The sequence below is a fragment of the Microbacterium sp. WHRI 7836 genome (genome assembly GCF_040223885.2).
Lineage (GTDB): Bacteria > Actinomycetota > Actinomycetes > Actinomycetales > Microbacteriaceae > Microbacterium > Microbacterium oxydans.
This window is the reverse complement of the sequence record NZ_CP168171.1, coordinates 779,919-800,311: the sequence shown is the minus strand read 5'-3', so window position 1 is coordinate 800,311 and position 20,393 is coordinate 779,919. Positions and strand designations below refer to the sequence as shown.

Below are 20,393 nucleotides of genomic sequence, written 5' to 3'. Positions count from 1 at the left end.
CTCCCTGCTCAGATCGTGAACGATTCGGAATGGATGCGATGGGCGGGGAACCCGGCGTCAACCAGGTCGCGCCGGAGGTCTTTCATCCAGGCCTCAGCGCCACAGATGAAGACGTCGTGGTCCTTCGGCTCCGGCACGAGATGGTGGAGGAGATCTGCGCCCGACCACGCCTCGTGAGTGGCAGGGATCCAGCTCGACGCGCCCGACGAACGCGGGCCGACGAACGGCAGGTACCTCAGGCCCCGGGTGCTGATGAGGTGAGCGATGGCCTCCTGTCGAAGTGCGTCCTCTGCGGCGGACTCCCGGGTGATGAGCATCGCGTCTCCTGGTCCGTAGCCTTCCGTCTCGAGCAGCGAGACGAGCGGTGCGACCCCGGCGCCGGCGCCGATCATGAGCAGCTTCGTCCCGGTCCGCCGCTCGCCGGTCATCTCCCCGTATGGTCCTTCCACGATGACCCGGGTGCCGGAGCGCAGCGCGGTAAGCCGGCGTGTGCCGTCCCCCACCACACGGGCGGTCAACGTCAGCTCGCTTCCCGGCGCAGCGGAGAGCGAGAACGGGTGTCCGCGGGTCCAGCCGGGCCCGTCGAGGAACCGCCAGACGAAGAACTGACCGGCCCTGGCACCGAGCGTTGGAAGGTCGCGACCGGTGACCCGGACGGTGACGCCCCGAGCACCGTCCGCCTCGACCCCTGCCACACGCAGCGCACGACGTGTGGACCGCAGCAGCGGCATCCCGATGCGGAACAGCAGCACCGATCCCGCGGCGAGGGCCCAGATCGCCCACCAGTAGACGGTCGCGATCGGCGAGGACAGGAAGTCGGCGCCCGTCCACAGCTGGTGCGGCAGCGCGAGCCCGACGCCCAGGTAGGCGTAGAGGTGCAGGAGATGCCAGGACTCGTACCGCAGGCGACGACGAGCACGCCGGATGGAGGTGACGACCACGAGCAGGATCAGCAGCGTGCCGGCCGTGGCTAGGAGCATGCCCGGGTAGTCCCAGATGAAGCTCCACAGCTGGACGAGCGGGTTGATGCCGGCCGCCATCGCGTAGCCCACCGCGAGCAGCGCGATGTGCGCGCCCATCAACCAGAACGACCAGAATCCGACGAAGCGATGCAGCCGCGTGATCCCGTCGCGACCGAATCCGCGCTCGAACAGCGGGACGCGTGCCATCAGCAGCACTTGATAGAGCAACAGGTTCGCCGCGACCAGCCCGGTGAGGCGTCCGAGCGACGTGATGGTCTCGGCGTTGACCCCCAGGACTGCGGTCACTCCACCACTGGCGACCCACAGAGCCACGACGAACAGGCTGGTCGCCCAGATCACCGTGATCGCCGCTGCACGCCAGAGCTGCGCGCGGCCATGGGCTGCCCGCCGTGGCTCAGGGGAAGCGGCGGGGACGGAAGCACGCGGTCTCGTCGTCAGAGTGGTCATAGGGGAATCGTGCTGCGCCGACTCTGAGACAGGTCTAAGGAACGGCTCCCGATAGGCAACTCATAGCTGTCTCTCAGGCAACGCCACTCGTCCCGAGCAGCGTGCCGATCGCGAACGTGACCACCAGCGCGATCGCCCCACCGAGCACCACCCTGATCGTGGGCCTCAGCGCGGGGTTCCCGCCGATCCTCGCGCTGACGAATCCGGTCAGCGCGAGCGCCAGCAGCACCACCGCGAAAGCGACCGGCACCCGGATCTCGGGAGGCGGGAGCAGTATCGCCAAGAGCGGAAGCAGCGCTCCGAGTGCGAAGGCAAGTGCGGAGGCCCCCGCCGCCGCCCACGGACTGACCACCTGGTTCTCCGTGATGCCTAGTTCCGCTTCGAGGTGCGCGGTCAGCGGGTCGTGCGCGGTGAGCTCCTCCGCAACGAGGCGTGCGGTCGCCGGGCTAAGTCCTTTCGCCTGATAGATGCTCGCCAGCTCCTCGAGCTCGGTAGCCGGATCATCGGCCAGCTCGCCTCGTTCCTTCTCGATCAGAGCCCGTTGGCTGTCTCGCTGGCTGCTCACCGACACGTACTCCCCGAGCGCCATCGAGATCGCACCGCCGACGAGACCGGCGACACCCGCGGCGAGCAGCGTCGCGGAATCGGTCGTCGCCCCCGCGACACCGACGACGAGCGACGCGACCGACACGATGCCGTCGTTCGCGCCGAGCACTCCGGCTCTGAGCCAGTTGAGCCGCCCAGCGAGATCGCCGCGGTGGGGTTCACCCGGATGCGTCGCCAACATCATCGCCCCGTTCTTTCTCCCGGCGCGGCTATGGAAGGCACATCCCGACGTAGGTCGAGCTCTGCGTGCGCGGAATGCCACTTCGTGAGAGGTCGAGTCATCGGACAAGAGTACACCCGCCACAAACGCGCGCTCCGCAGCTCGACCGCTAGCAAGTCCGGTCGCGGCACCAACCGAAGGCCCATGCCAGAACGGGGTTCCGGCTCCCGTTAGCGGCGACCGCCCCGGCAACCAAGTGATACCGCGCCGGAAACGATCGTTTTCGGCTGGTCGCGCACCTGGTTGACGACGACCGCTGCCTTGCCATAGCCGATCGTTACAAAAGATTGAAGCGTAGGCCCCCGGCGATGCTGCGCGGTCAGCAGCAGATGGGAGGATCCTTGTGATCATGGAGATTGAGTTATTGCATATCGCGGGCTGTCCCAGCTGGATCGCCGCGGGCCACAATGTTGCCGAGGCGCTTCGGGAGACAGGCCATGGGGCCACGCCGTTGCGCTATCGACTCATCCGCACGGAGGAGGATGCCGCTGCGGTTCCCTTTGCCGGGTCTCCCACGATCACACTGAACGGGAAGGATCTGTTCCCCGGCGCGGATCACAGCGTCGCCTTAGCGTGTCGCGTCTACGCGACACCCGCGGGCGTGGCAGGTACGCCGACGGTTGATCAGATCCGGGAGGCGATCATCACTCGTGGCCGCTGAGTCAGACGAGACATGTACGTGTTGCGGGCGATCGTTGCCCCGAAGGAAATTGCATGCCCTTGGGAAGCGCGGGGTGTTCATCTGTCGCCGGTGCGGCTGGTGGGTTGCGCTTCGTCTGCGACGCGACCATCCACCGGATCACCAGGAGAGTTAGTCAGCAGTCCCTGTACAGTCAGCGTGTGCTGACTTTTGCTTTCGTCTCGATGCAATGAACGAGACGCCCCTACTCGCCCTCTTCTAAACCTCCCTACCTTGGCGACGCCCGCCACCGATCTGGAGCATCCGTCTTGAAACCCCCGTCAAGGTCGCCCTCGTCACCGGCTCCACCCTCACCGTGCTCGCCATTATGGCGCTCGTGGTCGTCCTGATGACCCGCCCCGCAGCTCCGGAATCCCGCACAGAAGGTGCACTGCCTGGTACCCGTGCGGATTCGCATGTGCTCGACGCGTCCGGGCCAGACGCTCCGACGCTGGTTGAGTTCCTCGACTTCGAGTGCGAAGCGTGCGGTGCGTTCTATCCGGTCGTCGAGCAGATCCGCGAACAGTACGAGGGTGGAATCAACTACGTCGTTCGCTACTACCCCCTCCCCGGACACTTCAATTCGATGAACGCCGCCCTGGCTGCGGAAGCCGCGTCCGAGCAGGGGAAGTTCGAGGAGATGTATCAGCGCCTGTTCGAAACGCAGACTCAGTGGGGCGAACAGCAGACCTCGCGAGCGGACCTGTTCCGTACCTTCGCGGAGGACCTCGGGTTGGATTTGGGTGCCTATGACGCGGCTGTAGCCGCCCCGGCGACTAGGGAGAGAGTCGAAGCTGACTTCAACGATGGACAGTATCTTGGGGTCAGCGGCACGCCATCATTTTTCCTGGATGGCGAGAAGCTTGAACTCACTCAGCTCAGCGACCTGACTAACGCACTCGACGAGGCGACCAACCGTTGACCTCGAGTGTTCGAACCCTCTCGCGTCCTGCCGCCGCAATCAGCCCTCCTACCGCATCCGCGCATTAGCGGCTGCCCTAGACGTCTCATTCTTGGGTCTCATCGCCGCCGCGGATCATAAGGAACGCTCCGGCGATCGCAGCAGCGAAGATCACAATGTCCGCGACATTTCCGATGAACCAGTTCACGTAGGCGAGGAAGTCCACGACGTGTCCGCGGGCGAACCCGGGATCTCGGAAGAGACGGTCGCCTGCGTGTGATGCTGCGGCTCCTCCGAGCGCGCCGATGATGATCGCCCATCCCAGGCGTTGAACTCGAAACGCGAACACGATCGCTGTAACGGTGGCGGCGACAGCGAGCAGCGCGAACACCCAGGTGAAGTCTTCGCCGAAGGAGAAGGCGGCACCAGGGTTGTACGCAAGCTGCAGGCCCAGCAGGTCGCCCGCCAGCGGGATGCGCTCGCGCTCCGTGAGAGTCGCTACCGCCCACACTTTCGTTCCCTGATCGATCAGGACGACGAACACGGCGATCAGGAGCGCTCCAACCGTGAGTTGCCAGCGCGGCGCCGACGGCACTTTTCGCGCAATAGACGGGCGAGCTTCGGCCTCGGACGACATCATCCGAGGACCTCAATCAGGCGAACGATGACGCCGGATTCGATCAGTATGAACAGCCCGAGACCGATGAATACGGCCGGTACGAGCCAGTGCTCGACTCGTTCCAGCCCCTCGGTGACGGCCTTGTTGGTGCCGATCAGCCGTCCGGCAGCGCACCAGACGGCGACGAGGATGAGGAACACGACGATCATGACGACGACGTCGCCGGGCGCGCTGGTGCGGAAGATCGGCGTGTAAAGGGAGATGTTGTCGGCCCCGTTGGCGATCGTGATCCCGGCGACGCCCCACAACCCGACCGCGGTGATCTTGGCGTCATCATCATCGTCATCACCGTTTCGACGCAAGCCACGTACGAGCGTCCAGATGCCGATGCCGAGCGGGATCAGCCCGAGGAAGCCCACCCACTCGTCCGGGACGATCGTGAGGCCGAGCGCGGCGATCACGCTGATCACGACGAGGGTGATGAACCCGAAGTACTGGCCTGCGACGATCTGCCACGGTCGCGGCTTTCCTCGGCTGGAAGCGAGGAACAGCACGGTGAGCACGACAATGTCATCGATGTTGGTCGCAGCGAACAGGCCGATCGCTGATCCGATGGTCGCGAGCATCAGCTCTTCACTCGCGGAGTGCGGGCGGCGCGCAGGCCGTTGAGAATAACGATGACCTCGGCGACCTCGTGGACCAGGACGACCGCCGCGAGCCCGAGGACACCGAAGAGCGCGAGCGGGAGCAGTGCGGTGATGATCAGCAGCGACAGGATGATGTTCTGGTTGATGATCCGTCGTCCCCGTCGGGCGTGGTCAAACGCGCGCGGGATCAGACGCAGATCGTGACCGGTGAACGCGACGTCGGCGGATTCGATCGCTGCGTCGGAGCCGGTCGCGCCCATCGCGATGCCGATGTCTGCGCCGGCGAGAGCCGGGGCATCATTGATTCCGTCACCGATCATCGCGACCGGCCCTACCTTCGACAACTCCGCGATCGCGGTCGCCTTGTCCTCCGGACGCAACTCGGCTCGCACGTCACTGATCCCGGCCTGCGCACCAAGCGCACGGGCAGTCCGGGCGTTGTCGCCGGTGAGCATCGTCACGCCGACGCCCTGGCCGGTGAGCGTTCGGACCACCTCGGGGACTTCTGGGCGCAGCTCGTCACGGACGCCGATCGCGGCGACCGGCGTCCCGTCACGATGCACGATCACGACGGTCATGCCCTGCTCTTCGAGCTCCGCGACCCGATCCCCGAGCGCGCCGGCGTCCAGCCAGCGGGGGCTTCCCACAGTGATTCTCGAGTCGTCGACCGTGCCGTCAATGCCGTGACCAGCCCGCTCGGTCACGTCCGCAGCGGCTGTGACACCCGGAGCGGCCGCCGTGATCGCGGCAGCGAGAGGATGCGTGCTGTGCTGCTCCAGCGCTGCCGCCCACGCCAGCGCCTGAGCCTCCGACACGCCATCTGCGGTGAGGACAGCGGTAACGATGGACTCGTTGCGGGTGAGGGTGCCGGTCTTGTCGAGGGCAACGTGCCGGACGGTGCCGAAGCGCTCGAAGACGGCACCGGACTTGATGATCACGCCGAACTTGCTTGCGGCGCCGATCGCGGCGACGACCGTGAGTGGCACCGAGATTGCGAGTGCACACGGAGAAGCCGCGACCAGCACGACAAGCGCGCGGGTGATCCACACCTCTGGATCGCCCAGCAGCGACCCGATGATCGCGACGAGCGCCGCGAGGATCAGAACACCGGGCACCAGCGGGCGGGCGATCCTGTCCGCGAGACGAGCACGCTCGCCCTTCTCTGTCTGCGCTTTCTCTACCAGCTCCACGATCGTAGTGAGCGAGTTGTCGGTGCCAGCAGCCGTCGTCTCGACCTCCAGCGCACCGGCACTGTTGATCGCACCCGCCGACACCGCATCGCCGGGCTCCACCTCTACCGGGATCGATTCGCCGGTGATCGCCGAGGTATCCAGGCTCGAGCGACCAGAACGCACGACCCCATCGGTCGCGATCCGCTCGCCCGGCCGGACCACCATGACCTGGCCGACCGTCAGCTCTCTCGCCTGCACCTGCACAGTAGTGTCGCCCTGCAGGATCGTGGCTGTTTCCGGTACGAGCTTGAGCAGTGCGCGCAGGCCGCCGCGGGCACGGTCCATCGCCTTGTCCTCGAGCGCCTCAGCGATCGAGTACAGGAACGCGAGAGCTGCGGCCTCCTCCACGTAGCCGAGGATGACTGCACCGATGGCGCTGATCGTCATCAGCAGACCGATGCCCAGCTTGCCCTTGAACAGCTTTCGAACCGCTCCCGGCGTAAACGTCGAGGCACCCAGCAGCAGACCGACCCAGAACAGCACCAGCGCGGGGATCTCCTGGCCAGACCACTCCAAGATCAGGCCGGCCAGGAACGCGACCCCGGAGAAAACCGGCACCAGAACTCCGCGGTCTTTCCACCAGGGGCGCTCGGCCTCTTCGATTTCCTCGTCCACCGCGCTGGCAGGCTCGTGCTCGCAGCCACACGCCGCGCTCACGCGTCCACCCCCGTCGCACAGCAACCGGCCACCGTACACGCTGAGTCCACGCACGGCGCGTGCTCATCCACAGCCAGCGTCACATCCACCAGCGCAATGAGGGCAGCAGCGAGGTGCGAATCGGCGATCTCATAGCGAGTCTGGCGGCCTTCTGGTTCCGCGACGACGATTCCGCAATCGCGCAGGCACGTCAGGTGGTTCGACACGTTCGAACGAGTGAGTACCAGATCGCGCGAGAGGACGGCCGGATAGCTGGGCCCCTGGAGCAGGGTCATCAGGATCCGGGAGCGCGTCGGATCGGCCATCGCCCGGCCAAGCCGGTTCATTACATCGATACGGGAAGCAATAGTCAGCACGTACTGAACTATACAGCCATCGGTGACCAATCGCGATCGTCGAAAGAGGACCCGAGTAAGGCTTCCAGCGTCGTTGGTGGGCCCGGAGTATCCCCACGTCAGAGCGATCCTAAGCAGCAGGCTGTCGCAGCGCAGATGCCGACCGGCGCGTTTCCCGCTCCCACGCCTGGGTTGCGACCTGCACGGCGTCCCACGGTGAGCCGAGCGGGGGCGTGTACGACAGGTCGAGGTCACTCATCGCCGCGACAGTCATGCCGTGGTGCAGAGCCGTGGCGTAGGTGTCGACGCGCTTGGAGATTTCGGCACCGCGAGTGCCCACGAGCTGCGCGCCGAGCAGACGGCCGTCGTTGGTGTCTCCGGTGATGCGAATGCTGATGGGCGACGCGCCCGGGTAGTACCGCTTGTGGTCGTCCGCGATCGCGGTGTGACTGTGCGGGGCAAAACCGGCGGCTGTCGCTTCGTGGTCACGAAGCCCCGTGCGTGCGGCCACGACATCGAACACCTTCACGACCTGCGTGCCCAGGCTCCCAGCGAATCGCGTATCGCCACCGATCGCGTTCTCCCCTGCGACGCGTCCTTGCTTATACGCCGTGGTGCCGAGAGGAAGGTATGTGACGCCGAGCAGGCGGTGGTGGGTGACCACCCCATCGCCGGCCGCCCACACGTTCGGCAGGCCGGTACGCATCTGTTCGTCGACGACGACAGCGCCGCCCGCGCCCGTGGTTGCGCCGGCTGCGGTGAGAAGGCTGGTGTTAGGTCGCACGCCGACGACGACGAGCACCACGTCAGCGGTGCGAGAGAGTGCTTCTCCGTCGTGGGTTCCTGTGACGGTGATCCATGCGGCTTCACGGGTGACGGCTTCGACGCGCGTGCCGGTGAGGACGTCGACGCCGTGTCTGGTGAGTTCGTCGTGGACGAGGGAGCCGAGTTCGGGATCGAGGGTGGAGAGGACTTCGGGGCCGCGCTGGAGCTGGGTGACTTGGAGGCCCCGCACGGTCAGGGCTTCGGCCATTTCGAGGCCGACGTAGCCGGCTCCGACGATGATTGCCGTCTCGGGCTGATGGTCGTCGAGGTACTTCTCTAGCGCGAAGGTGTCGCCCATCGAGTGCAGCAGGTGCACGCCGTCGTCGGGGCCGAGCTGGTCGAGGCCTGCGATGCCGGCGGTTGACGGGGATGCTCCGGTGCCGACCATGAGTTCGTCGTACGCGATCGTTGATTCGCTGCCGTTCGCGTCGCGGACCGTGAGTCGGCGGCTGTTGACGTCGATGCCGGTGGCGAGGGTGTCCAGACGGAGGTTCATGCCGGTGGCTTCGAGATCCGCGTGGGTGCGGTGGGCGAGCGACTGCCAGGGCTGCACCTCGCGGGAGAAGTAGTACGGGATGCCGCAGATCGAGAAGTTCGGGTACGCGTCGGCCACGACAACGGTGACATCGACGGACGGGTCGAGTTCGCGGGCCCGTAGGGCGGTGGAGATTCCGGCGTCGCTTCCGCCGATCGCTACAAGATGCATGAGGGTGCCTTTCAGGGCTGGGTTTCGAGTTGTTGAGGGAGCACGACGTCGCCGGCCGTGCGGGCGGCGGTCGGGTAGAGGGCGAGCAGCAGGCCGAGGCCGATCGCAGCCCCGACGAGCTGTGCAGCGATGAACGGCGCGACAGAGGCGGGCGCAATGCCGGCAAAGGTGTCGGTGAACATGCGGGCGATCGTCACCGCGGGATTCGCGAACGACGTAGAGCTTGTGAACCAGTACGCCGCGCCGATGTACGCGCCGACCGCGGCCGCCGTGGTCGATCCCTTGCCCGTGCGCGCGAGCGCGAAGATCAACAGCACAAGTCCCGCGGTGGCGACCACCTCCCCGACCAGGTGGCCATCGGTCGCGCGGTCGTTCGATGAGAGCGCGGGGGCGGCGTCGAACATCACTCCCGCCAAGAACGTTCCGGCGATCCCGCCGAGAACTTGCGCGAGCAGGTACGGGGTGAGGTCGCGCAGCGGGAGTCCCGTCCCGGCGCGGCGTCCGAGCAGCCAATCTGCGATCGACACCACGGGGTTGAAGTGCGCGCCAGACACGGGGCCCAGCATGAGGATCAGGACCGTCAGGCCGAGCGCGGTGGTCAGGCTGTTCTCCAGCAGTTGGAGGCCGACGTCATCCGGCGAGAGGCGCTGCGCAGCGATGCCGGAACCCACAACGATCGTGACGAGCAGGCCCGTTCCAAGGAACTCGGCAGCAGTTCGGCGCAGCATGTGAGGTCGCGCGGGCTCGGACTGGGAGCGGGTAGCAATGTTCATGTCGGCTTATCTTGACCCGAGAGGGGTAGTTCAGTCAAGATTGAAACAATGAACACTGAACGAACTGATCAGGTGGAGGCGCGCGCGGCAAAGCACGCCGCGCTGGGTGACCCATCTCGCCTACGGATCGTCGACCGTCTCACGCTGGGCGACCTCTCCCCCACCGAAATCGGGGTGGCGTTGGGCCTTCCCTCCAACCTCGTCACACATCATCTGAATGTGCTGGAGTCCGTGGGGATGGTCTCGCGTTCCCGCTCGGAGGCCGACAAACGGCGCAGCTACGTTCACCTAACCGAAACCGCACTTCGCGGGCTCACTCCCGGCCGAGTGGAGCGCGCGGATCGCGTCGTGTTCGTCTGTACGGCGAACTCCGCCCGGTCGCAGCTTGCTGCGGCATTGTGGTCTACCCGCAGCAGCATCCCGGCGTCATCGGGAGGAACGCACCCGGCCGAGCGGATAGATCCGGGAGCGGTTGCCACAGCCGAGCGCCACGCACTCGCGCTGCCAACGGAATCACCGCGCGCCCTGACTTCGGTCCTGACCGATTCGGATTTCGTGGTGACGGTGTGCGATAACGCTCACGAAGAACTCGGCGTCTCCGGGCACCTGCACTGGTCGATTCCCGACCCGGTGCGGATCGGCACCGATGACGCTTTCGATACCGCCTTTGACGAGCTGGAGCGCCGCATCGCGGAACTCGCTCCCCGTCTCGCCGCCAGCTGAACCCAACCCGGAAGAGACCCCGTGACTGACGCTCCCCCAACCGTCCTTTTCATCTGCCAGCACAACGCCGGCCGCTCACAGCTCGGCGCAGCGCTCCTAGAGCACCTGGCCGGCGACCGGTTCACCGCGACGTCGGCGGGCCTCTCTCCCGCCGACGAAGTAAACCCGGCCGTGGCCGCCACCGTCGCAGAACTCGGAATGAACATCACCGATCGTGTGCCGCGCGCCGTCACCGTCGACGACCTGGACGCCGCCGACATCGTGGTCCTGATGAAGCCCGGACTCACCCTGCCGGCGACGCCTCGCGGGGAACTCCTGGAATGGTCGTTCCCCAACCCGGCGTCCTGGGACGCCGAAGCAGTGCGCCCGCTGCGCCAAGCCGTATCCGAGAAGATCCAGAGCTCACTTCTCAACCGTTGAGCTGACTGGAGCGGAGCGCCAGAGGTCAGCGAATACGCCTGCCAAAACCCTCTGACGGCTCACGTTTCTGGACCCCATTCAGCGGCTGTACGAGTCATCCCGCCGTACACGATCATTCTCGGCGGGGTCGGTAGCTTCGCCGCCGATCGGTGCTGCGACAGGTTTCATGAGAATCCGCCACCTTCCATGAGAACTGCGACAACATTCGTGAGAAAGTGACGACTTTCGTGAGAAACGACAGGCCTGTCGAAATCTGCTTGATGTCCGATCTCACGAGAGTTGTCGTGAGATCGGATCGCGATCCCGCGAGTTTCCGGGACAGCTGTAGCCGGCACATGGAGCGACTTGCCTCATGACGCTTATCAAAATTCCGACGACGAGAATGATCGACCAAGCTGACTTGCTCGAGAGGCGTTGGAGCCAGTCACCTGTGGCAGGGTGGATCGCCGCAGGGCCGCGGGCATGGGCACCCACTGCACCAGGGGCGCGGTCTAGGAAGACTCTGCTGCGATCGGGATGTCGATATGCCCGCGAGCCACGACGACGTTGCGCTGGATGACGTAGCACTCCACGTAATGATTCCCTCGGAAGGAGGTCACTTCGCGGCGCTCGGTGCCGTGGGTCGGACGGATGATCTCACCGCGTACGTGATCCCGCCGCTCAGCTTCGGCTCCTCGGTTCAGTACCTTCCAACGCACCTCATATGATCCCGGCACGTCGATGTTGTCGATCGCGAACGTAAGTTGTTTCTTTGCGGGCAGTAGCGAGAACAGGTTGAGAAATGAGTTCAGCGAGGTAGGACGGAATCCGTCCTGGGTCACGGTACAGCTGATCTCGACCGAAAAACGGATGTCCACGGGATGGGTGTCCTCGATGAACTCCTCCGTGTCGTTGAACGATCTGGCTGCAAGCGCATTCTCCCCTCCAGCCACTACTGCTGGGACGGACTTTCCGAATACTGCTCTCCACTTCTTGTACTCGTTCTTCTGACCAGCAGCGTCGACCGCCTCGGTGCAAAGCTCAGCGCCGGACGCAGCCTTCTTCTGGAAGCGCTTCTTGACTCGAACGCGCTGACGGCTTCCAAGCGCCAGATAGAAATCGTGGTCCACCTGGTCCGCGAGGTACAGAAGGAAGTCGCGCATCATCTCGCCGTAGGATTCGGACGTGCCAGAGCGATGTTCCGTCGTAGACGTTAGGAAATTGTACGCAAGGGTGTCTACGAGCAGCCCGCCCATCACGACTCCTTGCTTGTTGCGCCATGCTCGAGCGAGCTTGCACAAGCGTCGCAGATTGCCACTAGTAGCTGAGTCTTCCTCGCTGATTGCGGAGATCTCATCGCGAGGCTTCGTCATCTTCCACGAGTCGCTGTAAGTGTCCGGGTAGTCGAAGGACCCGTCCTCGTTTTCGAACACGGGCTGCACCTCGAAAGTGAAGTTCGAGAACTCCACTACGACGACCAGCCTGTCGACCCCGACAGTCGTCGTCGGATACCGCTTCTGGATCGCAGCGCGGGCGCGCCGCAGCGCTTTGAGCGGCCCGCCTTCCTCCTCGTATGAGGCGCGCAGACTGGACGGCAATATGTACAGGAGGTCAAGGTCCGATATACCTTTGATCGCTGTCCAACGACCGTAGGAACCGACCATCAGCTTGTTCGCCGTGGAGCCGGTCAAGCTGCGGAACTCGCTGTTCAGAGCTTTCGTTACTTCGTCCCGCCGGTCGGCGATGCTCTCAGCAGTGTTGACCCTGAGATTGGTGAGGAGACCATCGAAGATGTCACCGGTTTGCGACATCAGTGCTCCCAATCCTCTCGAAGCGCCTCCGGCAGCATCAAATCGATCTCCTGCGTGCTGAGAGTGAGATCTTCCTTGTCCTTCAGGCCGGATTGAGCCATGGCATACGCCTGCGGTGTCGTTCGCGGGGCGTCCTTCAGCACGGCCTGAGCCGCCTTCTGCAGCTCGTCTCGTTTCTGCCGCGCCTGGTCGAGCGGCAGAGACTCGGACTTCAGGTCCACAATCAGCGACAGATACGACTCCCGCAAGTTCCATAGCAAAGCCGCGGTGTCGCGGTGCTGCTGCATCTCCTCGCCGTATCGGAATGTCCGGTCACCCAGGCTTGCCGCCGTGACTAGCACGGCGATGAAGGAGGTAGCTAGCGATGCCCACTGCGGGTCCAGCAGCAGCCCGAAGAGTGACGCTAGGAACGTCCCCGATCCGACCGCCGTGAGAACGAACTTCCAGACTCTTTGCCTCCGCGAGGACATCGCGCAGATGTCAGCTTGCTTCTCATGGGTCTTCTGCGTGTACGCGATGCGCCCATATAGCTCTCTCACCTGGTTGAGAAGCAAGTCACGACCCGCCTCTGACGGTTCTGTCTCTCGTCGATGCATCTTTCCCCCAGCCCACGGCGACAGTCCGCCGCAAGTGCATGCTAGCGGCGGACACCGACACGGCCCGTTTCGAAGGCGAACCAATGGGCGTAGCTCGGCCGGAACGTTGGGGGACGAAGTCCCGCGCAGGCTACGACTCTTTCCGTTCACCCCAGAGAGAAACGACTCTGCATGCCCCGGAATTTACATCCGGCTCACAAGCGCGATCCGTCATGAAGCCTGAGCGAATTCACCGATAGAGGCGACGCAGTCGCGCTACTTCCTCGATTTAGAGAGCTAGCGGACATTCCCGCAACGTCGAGGACGACGAGTACAGTCTGACCCGTGAGCGATTCGTCTGGCCAGCCTCGTGTACGCGGTGTGATTGAAAGCGTCAATGGGCGTGCGAATGGTCGCGGCATCCCTGAGCTCAGCCAGGCCGTTCTTCGTCTGGAGGATGGGTCGACGCTCGAGGTGCGTATGCCGCGGCCATTGGGAACAGAGCGGTATTTTCAGGCGCTCCCTGTCGCGTTCGATTTTGTCGACTTTGGTGTTTGCCCGATCTTCTTCGCGCCGGAGCCGCGAAGCCGAGAGCATGTGCCGCCCCACTCAGTTGGCGGGAGCGTGATCACGATGACCTGTGAAAATTGCAACAACGAGTTCGGCAGCAAGTACGAGCCGCACCTGCGCAATTGGTATGAGAACGCGATCGGGAAGGTACGACTCTCGGGCAAGACCGTTCCCGGCCGCCGCAGCGTTGGCGAGTACCTACTACGCGAGAACGCATCCGGCGGGTTTGTTCTCTTCCAACACGGCAAACACGACCCGGCGGTCTCTCAGATCTTGGGAGAACAGGAGTTCGAGATGAGCTACGAGATTGTCGACGCAACCCGTTCGCACATCGCAGCGGTCAAGACTGCATATTTGGCCGGATGCGTTGCGCTGCACGCGATCCCGCGGACGCCCCGCGCTGATGCGTTGAGAGCTGAGCTCCTCGTTGCCCGAGACGTGCCCCGTGACCAGAAGGCTGAGCTCGGCGACGTAGCGAGGTCCATCAAGGTCGCGCGTTCCGCACACGAACCGAGCCCTGGCGAGATCATCTTGATGGCAGCCTCGGATGAACTAACGGAATCGGCAATGGTGATCAGCTTCAATCGCGTCTTCGCCGTCGATTGGCCGTTCGACCCGATCACGGGATTCACAAGGCGTGTGGACTGATGGCGGCTCAGAACGATCGTCGCGGCCAGAAGAAGGTGGCACCGACGATCGAGCCCGCAAAGATCGTGGAACGCTTTGTTCTGCGTGCGCGACGGGTTGCCGCGCACTCACTCTCGCAGTCGAGGGACCGCCTCCAGGCGTTCGCCAACACCATGATCCGCGGCAACATCGATCTCGCGGGCCGCTTTACCGTCGTAGAGGACCTGCCCGATGAGGAGACCGTCGAGTCTCTCGTCGCTCGCCTGCGCCCGCTCACGGTCGAGTCGGAGCCGATCTTTTACAACCGGGTCCTCGACGCGATCACCGCATTGACTGCCGGGGCGGCATCAGCTTCCGATAGGCAGCGAATCACGGCCCTACGAGCAGCCTGGGGGTCTACGGAAATCCAGGGAACACAAGTCCAGGGATACACCGTTCAGGCGGTCGGACCCGATCATGCACCGACCAGCATCGTCTCGGATACGCAACTTGCGGCAGGCTGGCTCTACGCAGATCTCGTCCACGCGGACCCCCGCGGAGCGAAGGTGGCGGCGCTCGAGCATGATCTCAAGGAGCGCTACACCGCGGCGGTTCGCGTGTTCTCGCGCATCGCAATGCTCACACTCGACACATTGGACCTTGTTCGCGACCTGCAAGAACGATCGCTGATCATGTTGCCTGATGATGCATGGACGTCCGCGGTAAGCGTTCACGAGTCGGAGTCACCGATCGATGTGCGCGTGTTTTACGCCGACACCGGCACCGCGGTCCCTGATCTAGCGGAAGGCAGCGACCTGCCGACCGAATGGTCGCGCTTCACCGTCTCTGACGTGTTCCTGCAGGACCCCGCCAATCAGGTGTCCCTCACCCTTCAGACTGGCGACGAGCATACGAACCTCGAAGCCGCAGTCATGCACCGTCGCCCTGAAGAAGGCGGCGTCGAATGGGACATTTTCGTCGATGGGTGCCTCATCCTCACCTTCGCGTTCACATTCGAGAACGATCGGGCAGTCGCATGCACCCTCGCTGAGGAAAAGTACCTCGAACTCACAAACGCGCAAAAGCTTCGCTCCACACAGCTCGCACGGCGCCTGCACTCAGCAGATCGCGCGGTGTTCGACGTCCCCGGCGGAAACATCACCATCTCGATGGAGGACCTCAGCGCCGAAGAGGAACTCCAGATGCGCGTTATCGAGGAGGCGCTCAGTGATGTGATCGAGATCGAGAGGATCACGGGAAATGAGATCGGAGTCTGCAACGGACGCTTCACTAACCTGGAACGCGTCAGACTGCGGCAGACACGTCTGATCTGGGAAGGCAAAGTCGTCCATGCCCGCCTAAAGAGCGCGACCGTCACCTCACCATCGGGAAATCCACCGCAGGTCATCACCATCAAGGAGGGATCGATCGCGTTCGCCGGGCAACAGATCCCAACGCCCGCGACGCACCTCTGGCATCAGCAGCTCGAGGTGCATCCCACCACGGCGACCGACAGCCCCGGGCACCCGCGCGACTACATCATGAGTCCGCCGCAAGGCGAGCACCTTGTAGCGTGGGCCCCCTCACGGTTAGTCCGCTCTGAAACCGAGCCAGTGCTCGCGTCGCCGTGGGATCTCACCGGAATCGATGAAAAGTCGTTCCCGTAGCACCGACGAGTTCGGCACAACGCAGTCGACGCGCCGAGCACGGACAGAGCACCGGCAGCCCATCAGTTCCGTCTCGGCCAGCAAGGCAGGCGCGATCCTCACCAGAACTTTCCTGCACGCGGGCTTCACCAACTACGCCATAGTGGCGGGCTGCAGATGGCGATCGACGCGAAACGCGCCTGTCTCACCTGGAGCCGCCTGCGGAGTTCGCGGTGCCCGCCGAGTGGGAACGCACCTATCGACCACTCGCCGTGAAGACCCCTGCAGCTGGCGAGATCCTCACGCTCACGTACACAGCTGCACCCCGCACTACCCTCCCCAATCAGAAGCGCCCGGGGCGAGGTGCCCGTGCGCAGCCATTGGCGTAGCGGTCAGCCTGCACTCTCGAAGGCCGCGAAGCCCCTAGAGCTTCCCAGCGAGGACCATCGCGCGCATCGCGATCTTGCCGGCATTCATGATCCCGTATCGGTCTTCGACCCGCGCGGCGAGCTCGTTCACGGATTCTCCTGCTTCCGCGGCACCGAGCACGCTGCCGAGCAGCACCGATTGATCGTAGACATCTCCGCCGGGGGCTAGGAACTGCGCCATCAGCTCTTCGGTGGGAGTGAGGGGTTTCCCGCGCAACGGAGTGCTCACCTTCCATCGAGCATCCAGGCGGTTCAGCGAGTACCACTTCGCTCTCGACCGGACGGAGCTCGGCGATAGTTTGACGCCACCTTTCCCCGACGTCACGGCTGCGCGAGCCCAGATATTTCCCCCCGCTCCTTGAGGCTTCTGGAAGGTCATGTCGCTGCGCGCGATGACGGCCATCGGCTGCAGCATCAGGGTAAAGACGCAGGAGTCATGGACCTCGAGCCGGATCCGGCTTTCGTCCTCTCCCCAGCTGCCGCCTACCAGCTGACCCGACACTCGCAAGTCCTCCGCACCCTTCGAGCTGAAGAGCAGCGCCGGGCTGAGTACCGTCACCGGGGTTCGGCCCTTGTTGATCACTGTGATGACAGCGACATCGAGTGCGGGACCGTCCAGTCTGTATGGCATCCGCCAGTCGATGGCATCGGGGTTCTCCATATCTGCCGGAGAGGCACGTACCATCCGGAGGCCATCGGTTTGGCCGAGCTCGAGCTGCACCTTCAGGATGCTGCCGCCCCATACCCACTCCCGGACAGCCCAGAAGAGTGCCACAGCCGCGACGACCAGGATCCCCACCTGCACCAGGTCGGCAAGAGGATTAGGGGCCGGCGCGACGCAGGCGAGGGCGGCTAGACAGATCACGTGGCCTCCTGGCGGTCACGTGATCTTACCGAGGCCGACGCTCTGCGCTTCTCCGGACATGTTCGGCACGGGTCACTCGTAAGGGAGGGCGCTTCGCACAATCTTCAACGCTCCTGCTCGAGCAGCCTCGGCGAGCACCCTGCCGTGAAACAGTGGCCCTGTTCGGTACATTGATGCGACCGACTGGATCTGTCACGTATTGAATCATCTCGCCTCGAAAGACCACGAATGGAGCCCCCATGGCCCAGGACTACCCGCTCGAGGAACTCAGTCCGCGCGCTTTCGAACAAATGACGATCGCCGTGTGTGAGGAGGTGTTCGGTCCAGGGCTTGAAGCCTTCGGGGCGGGGCCGGACGGGGGGCGCGAGGCCACCTTCCGTGGGCTCATTCGGTGGGGCACCGAGCCTGACGATCCGAACGTGTGGGATGGGTACACGGTGATCCAAGCGAAACAGCGCGAGCATCACTCCGTCGATCCCGCTAACAACCTCTCTTGGCTTCTCAAGCAGATCGACGCGGAACTCGAGAAATGGCTGGACATGTCCAGCACCCGGGCTTCAGTCCCGGACCACCTCCTTTCGTCACGAACGCCCGCATCTCGAGTGCGCCGGGCGCCGGCATCGACCGCCTCACCGCGCACCTTGCCAAATGGTTGGACAACCCCGCGTCCGGCGACCCGAGAGTCACCCTGCGAAAGCGCGGCCTTCGACAGATCCGGGTGTGGCACCGAGACAAAGTCAACTCTCTTCTCACCGCGCACGGATCCGTGCGCAACGGGTTCAGGGCTCTCCTCACCGTGGGTGACCTGCTCGAACGCCTCACTCAGATTTCCGACACCTTGAGGCCCGACGAGCTGCATCCCTTCTTACACACCCACGCGGGAGCGGCGCTGTCCGCCGAACGCTGGGTCCATTTTCAAGAAGCTGGCGGCAGCGACCGCGAGTCCGTCGAGCAGATCGTCATCGACCTGAAAACTACCGACGAAGACGCAACGGAGTCTACGGTCCTCTCCGAGATCTTCACCCGGTCAAGCGCTGTGCTGAAACCCATGATGGCCGATCGGGTGGAGCGCCCCCACGTCGTCATAACCGGACGAGCAGGAAGCGGCAAGAGCACCATCACGAAATTCGTCACGCAGGCATTTCGCTCACAATTTGCGGCAGAAGAGTCTCTGCCACCCACCGCTCGGCACGTCCGCGAAGCAACCGAGGCAGCATTCCGCGGCCTCGGGACGGATGGTCCTACCGGGCGGCGATGGCCCGTGCTCATCAGGCTCACGGATTTCGCTGCGGCCATCGGGCCGAGCGGCGACCTCATGCTGCTCCGATTCCTCGCCGACACGATCTCGCGCCGGGCCGACATCGACATCAAACCGAACGTCCTCAAACGGTGGCTCACCTCCTGGCCGTCGATCATCATCCTCGACGGGCTCGATGAAGTGACCGCGCTCGAGGTCCGCCCACGAGTGCTCGACGCGATCACCTACTTTGTGGAAGACCTCGAGAACAGCAACGCCGACCTCCTCTGCATCGTCACCACCCGCCCCTCCAGCGACGCGGAACGATTCATGCCCGAACGATTCCGTCAACTTAACCTCACCTCCCTCGATCGGGAAACAGCAGAACGCTACGGGCGCATGGTCACTCAACGGCGCCTCGCCGACGATCCGGACCGCCGAGACCCACTCCTCGCGTCCCTGGAACGTCAGTTCTCACTGAGCACGATGCAACGCCTCATGAAGACTCCGCTCCAGGTACTGATCATGACGATCATCCTGGAGCGAGTCGGAACACTGCCCTCGGACCGCTACCAGCTCTACTCCCAGTACTTCGACACGATGTACACGCGCGAAGCAGGAAAACCCACCACCCTGGCACCCCTCCTCGCGTCACAGAATCACGCCATCATCTATCTGCACGAAACGGTCGGCCGGGTCCTCCACATCAAGGCGGAAACTTCCGGAGGCGAAAAATCGGTGATGCCCCGCGGGCAGATGCGCGAGCTTCTCGACGCCCGACTCACCGAACTCGAACACGACACAGACCGCCTCCGAACCCAGATCGGGGACCGGATCATGCAAGCCGCAACCGAACGGCTCGTCCTCCTCGTGCCCGCCGAAGACGACGGGTTCGCCTTCGAAGTCCGCAGCCTTCAAGAACTCATGGCTGCTCGGTCACTCGTGAAAACCAACGACGCCAACCTTCGCACGCGGCTCATCGCCCTCGCCCCCAGCCCGCACTGGCGCGCAACCTGGGTGTTCATGGCCGGATACGTATTCTCCAACGGCACCGACGAACAACGAGAAATGATCGTCCACATCGTGGAGAACGTCGACATCGGCGAGACGTGGCCCGGCTGGTTGAGCCCGATCGGCCCCGAACTCGCCGCTGCCCTCCTCGACGATGGCCTCGCCACCCAGACACCTAAATGGCTGCGCCGACTCGTCCAAGTCGCCCTCCGAGCATTGACCGGCCCGGCACCACGCAACATGCAGGCGTTCGCGGACGGCCTCACCGCAGCAGCCAGCGCCGATTCCACCACACGAAGCCTCATTCGCAACACACTCATCCAGGCCCTATCCGGGACTCCACGAGCAAGTCACACCGCCCGGTTCCTCCTCGCGATGACCAAGCTCGACGCAGGGATCAGTCAGGCAGCGCTCCGGGACGCCACAGAACCGATCTTGTCGAGAACCTCCGAGACCTTCGACTGCCTCGGCACCGTCCTCGAAGACCACATCTCGTCGCTGCCAGAACCCGGCGACGCGGTCGTGGCCCTCAGACCCCTCCTCGATGCTTTGAACTTCTACCACGCACCACCGTTCGGCAGCGGCGAGGTCGGCGTGACCCTCGTGCACAACGACACCGTCACCGACAATTCGACCGCGCAACTGATCGACGACCCACACACCGCCGCACTCCTCGAAGTCCTCATCGCCTCTCTCCCCCTCGAGAGCTGGCGCGTCCCGCACGGGGTGTCTGTCATCTACGAACGCGGCGCCGGCCGCCGCCCCGTCTCCGACCAACTCGACTGACCGTCACGAAACTGCACGCGAACCCCAACCGCCGCGCGCGCCGCACACATGCACGGAGACGAGTGGAGATGAAGTCGGCCATTTCGGACTGTTCCCCACTTCGGCG

General features: G+C 64.2%; 18 protein-coding genes. 7 read left to right on the top strand and 11 right to left on the bottom strand.

What is annotated here, in order from left to right:
• Window positions 1-8: 8 nt before the first annotated feature.
• Window positions 9-1,430 (bottom strand): ferric reductase-like transmembrane domain-containing protein, encoded by a 1,422-nt coding sequence (locus tag ABRP18_RS03720; RefSeq protein ID WP_062635607.1) that lies wholly within the window; start codon window positions 1,428-1,430, stop codon window positions 9-11.
• A 73-nt stretch (window positions 1,431-1,503) separates the two neighbouring features.
• Complete coding sequence (locus ABRP18_RS03715; RefSeq protein ID WP_157523996.1) at window positions 1,504-2,220, bottom strand: VIT family protein; 717 nt, start codon at window positions 2,218-2,220, stop codon at window positions 1,504-1,506.
• Window positions 2,221-2,605: 385 nt separating this feature from the next.
• Between ABRP18_RS03715 and ABRP18_RS03710 the strand changes: the two genes are divergently transcribed.
• Together ABRP18_RS03710 and ABRP18_RS03705 are read left to right on the top strand one after the other, a co-directional pair.
• Window positions 2,606-2,917, top strand: a complete 312-nt coding sequence (locus tag ABRP18_RS03710; RefSeq protein WP_045264357.1) for a hypothetical protein — start codon at window positions 2,606-2,608, stop codon at window positions 2,915-2,917.
• A 334-nt stretch (window positions 2,918-3,251) separates the two neighbouring features.
• Window positions 3,252-3,857 carry a DsbA family protein gene (locus tag ABRP18_RS03705; RefSeq protein ID WP_374168965.1) on the top strand — a complete coding sequence of 202 codons (606 nt, stop codon included), beginning with the start codon at window positions 3,252-3,254 and terminating at the stop codon, window positions 3,855-3,857.
• 85 nt (window positions 3,858-3,942) lie between these two features.
• Here the strand turns inward: ABRP18_RS03705 and ABRP18_RS03700 are convergent, their stop codons facing one another.
• From ABRP18_RS03700 to ABRP18_RS03675, 6 genes are all read right to left on the bottom strand, one after another.
• Window positions 3,943-4,473, bottom strand: coding sequence for a signal peptidase II (locus ABRP18_RS03700; protein ID WP_374168964.1), 531 nt, complete (start codon window positions 4,471-4,473; stop codon window positions 3,943-3,945).
• Window positions 4,473-5,081 (bottom strand): cadmium resistance transporter, encoded by a 609-nt coding sequence (locus ABRP18_RS03695; RefSeq protein ID WP_045264185.1) that lies wholly within the window; start codon window positions 5,079-5,081, stop codon window positions 4,473-4,475. The genes ABRP18_RS03700 and ABRP18_RS03695 overlap by 1 nt, the downstream gene beginning before the upstream one ends.
• Entirely contained in the window at window positions 5,081-6,991 is a 1,911-nt protein-coding gene (locus ABRP18_RS03690) for a cation-translocating P-type ATPase (protein ID WP_197462137.1), read from the bottom strand. The genes ABRP18_RS03695 and ABRP18_RS03690 overlap by 1 nt, the downstream gene beginning before the upstream one ends.
• Window positions 6,988-7,347, bottom strand: coding sequence for a helix-turn-helix transcriptional regulator (locus tag ABRP18_RS03685; protein ID WP_062636047.1), 360 nt, complete (start codon window positions 7,345-7,347; stop codon window positions 6,988-6,990). Before ABRP18_RS03685 ends, ABRP18_RS03690 begins: the two co-directional genes overlap by 4 nt.
• Before the next feature lie 109 nt (window positions 7,348-7,456).
• Complete coding sequence (locus ABRP18_RS03680) at window positions 7,457-8,857, bottom strand: FAD-dependent oxidoreductase (protein ID WP_349885557.1); 1,401 nt, start codon at window positions 8,855-8,857, stop codon at window positions 7,457-7,459.
• Between the two features lie 11 nt (window positions 8,858-8,868).
• Window positions 8,869-9,630 carry an MIP/aquaporin family protein gene (locus tag ABRP18_RS03675; protein WP_046747249.1) on the bottom strand — a complete coding sequence of 254 codons (762 nt, stop codon included), beginning with the start codon at window positions 9,628-9,630 and terminating at the stop codon, window positions 8,869-8,871.
• A gap of 48 nt (window positions 9,631-9,678) precedes the next feature.
• Between ABRP18_RS03675 and ABRP18_RS03670 the strand changes: the two genes are divergently transcribed.
• The gene (locus ABRP18_RS03670) at window positions 9,679-10,353 is read left to right on the top strand and encodes a helix-turn-helix domain-containing protein (RefSeq protein WP_046747248.1); all 675 of its coding nucleotides are present in this window, start codon (window positions 9,679-9,681) and stop codon (window positions 10,351-10,353) included.
• 21 nt (window positions 10,354-10,374) lie between these two features.
• A complete protein-coding gene (locus ABRP18_RS03665) occupies window positions 10,375-10,773 on the top strand; it encodes a low molecular weight phosphatase family protein (protein WP_062635603.1) in 399 nt (132 codons plus the stop codon).
• 491 nt (window positions 10,774-11,264) lie between these two features.
• Here the strand turns inward: ABRP18_RS03665 and ABRP18_RS03660 are convergent, their stop codons facing one another.
• Window positions 11,265-12,563 carry a nucleotidyltransferase gene (locus ABRP18_RS03660; protein WP_045264191.1) on the bottom strand — a complete coding sequence of 433 codons (1,299 nt, stop codon included), beginning with the start codon at window positions 12,561-12,563 and terminating at the stop codon, window positions 11,265-11,267.
• Complete coding sequence (locus tag ABRP18_RS03655) at window positions 12,563-13,117, bottom strand: SLATT domain-containing protein (protein WP_197073244.1); 555 nt, start codon at window positions 13,115-13,117, stop codon at window positions 12,563-12,565. The genes ABRP18_RS03660 and ABRP18_RS03655 overlap by 1 nt, the downstream gene beginning before the upstream one ends.
• A 366-nt stretch (window positions 13,118-13,483) precedes the next feature.
• Here ABRP18_RS03655 and ABRP18_RS03650 point away from each other — a divergent pair, with 366 nt between their 5' ends.
• Window positions 13,484-14,356, top strand: coding sequence for an HNH endonuclease (locus tag ABRP18_RS03650; protein WP_349885556.1), 873 nt, complete (start codon window positions 13,484-13,486; stop codon window positions 14,354-14,356).
• Window positions 14,356-15,981 carry a hypothetical protein gene (locus ABRP18_RS03645; protein WP_349885555.1) on the top strand — a complete coding sequence of 542 codons (1,626 nt, stop codon included), beginning with the start codon at window positions 14,356-14,358 and terminating at the stop codon, window positions 15,979-15,981. The genes ABRP18_RS03650 and ABRP18_RS03645 overlap by 1 nt, the downstream gene beginning before the upstream one ends.
• Window positions 15,982-16,383: 402 nt before the next feature.
• Here ABRP18_RS03645 and ABRP18_RS03640 read toward each other — a convergent pair whose 3' ends face one another.
• Window positions 16,384-17,253: a hypothetical protein gene (locus tag ABRP18_RS03640; protein ID WP_062635599.1), complete on the bottom strand. Its 870-nt coding sequence runs from the start codon at window positions 17,251-17,253 to the stop codon at window positions 16,384-16,386.
• A gap of 529 nt (window positions 17,254-17,782) precedes the next feature.
• Between ABRP18_RS03640 and ABRP18_RS03635 the strand changes: the two genes are divergently transcribed.
• Window positions 17,783-20,287, top strand: a complete 2,505-nt coding sequence (locus ABRP18_RS03635; RefSeq protein WP_349885554.1) for a hypothetical protein — start codon at window positions 17,783-17,785, stop codon at window positions 20,285-20,287.
• Window positions 20,288-20,393 lie beyond the last annotated feature (106 nt).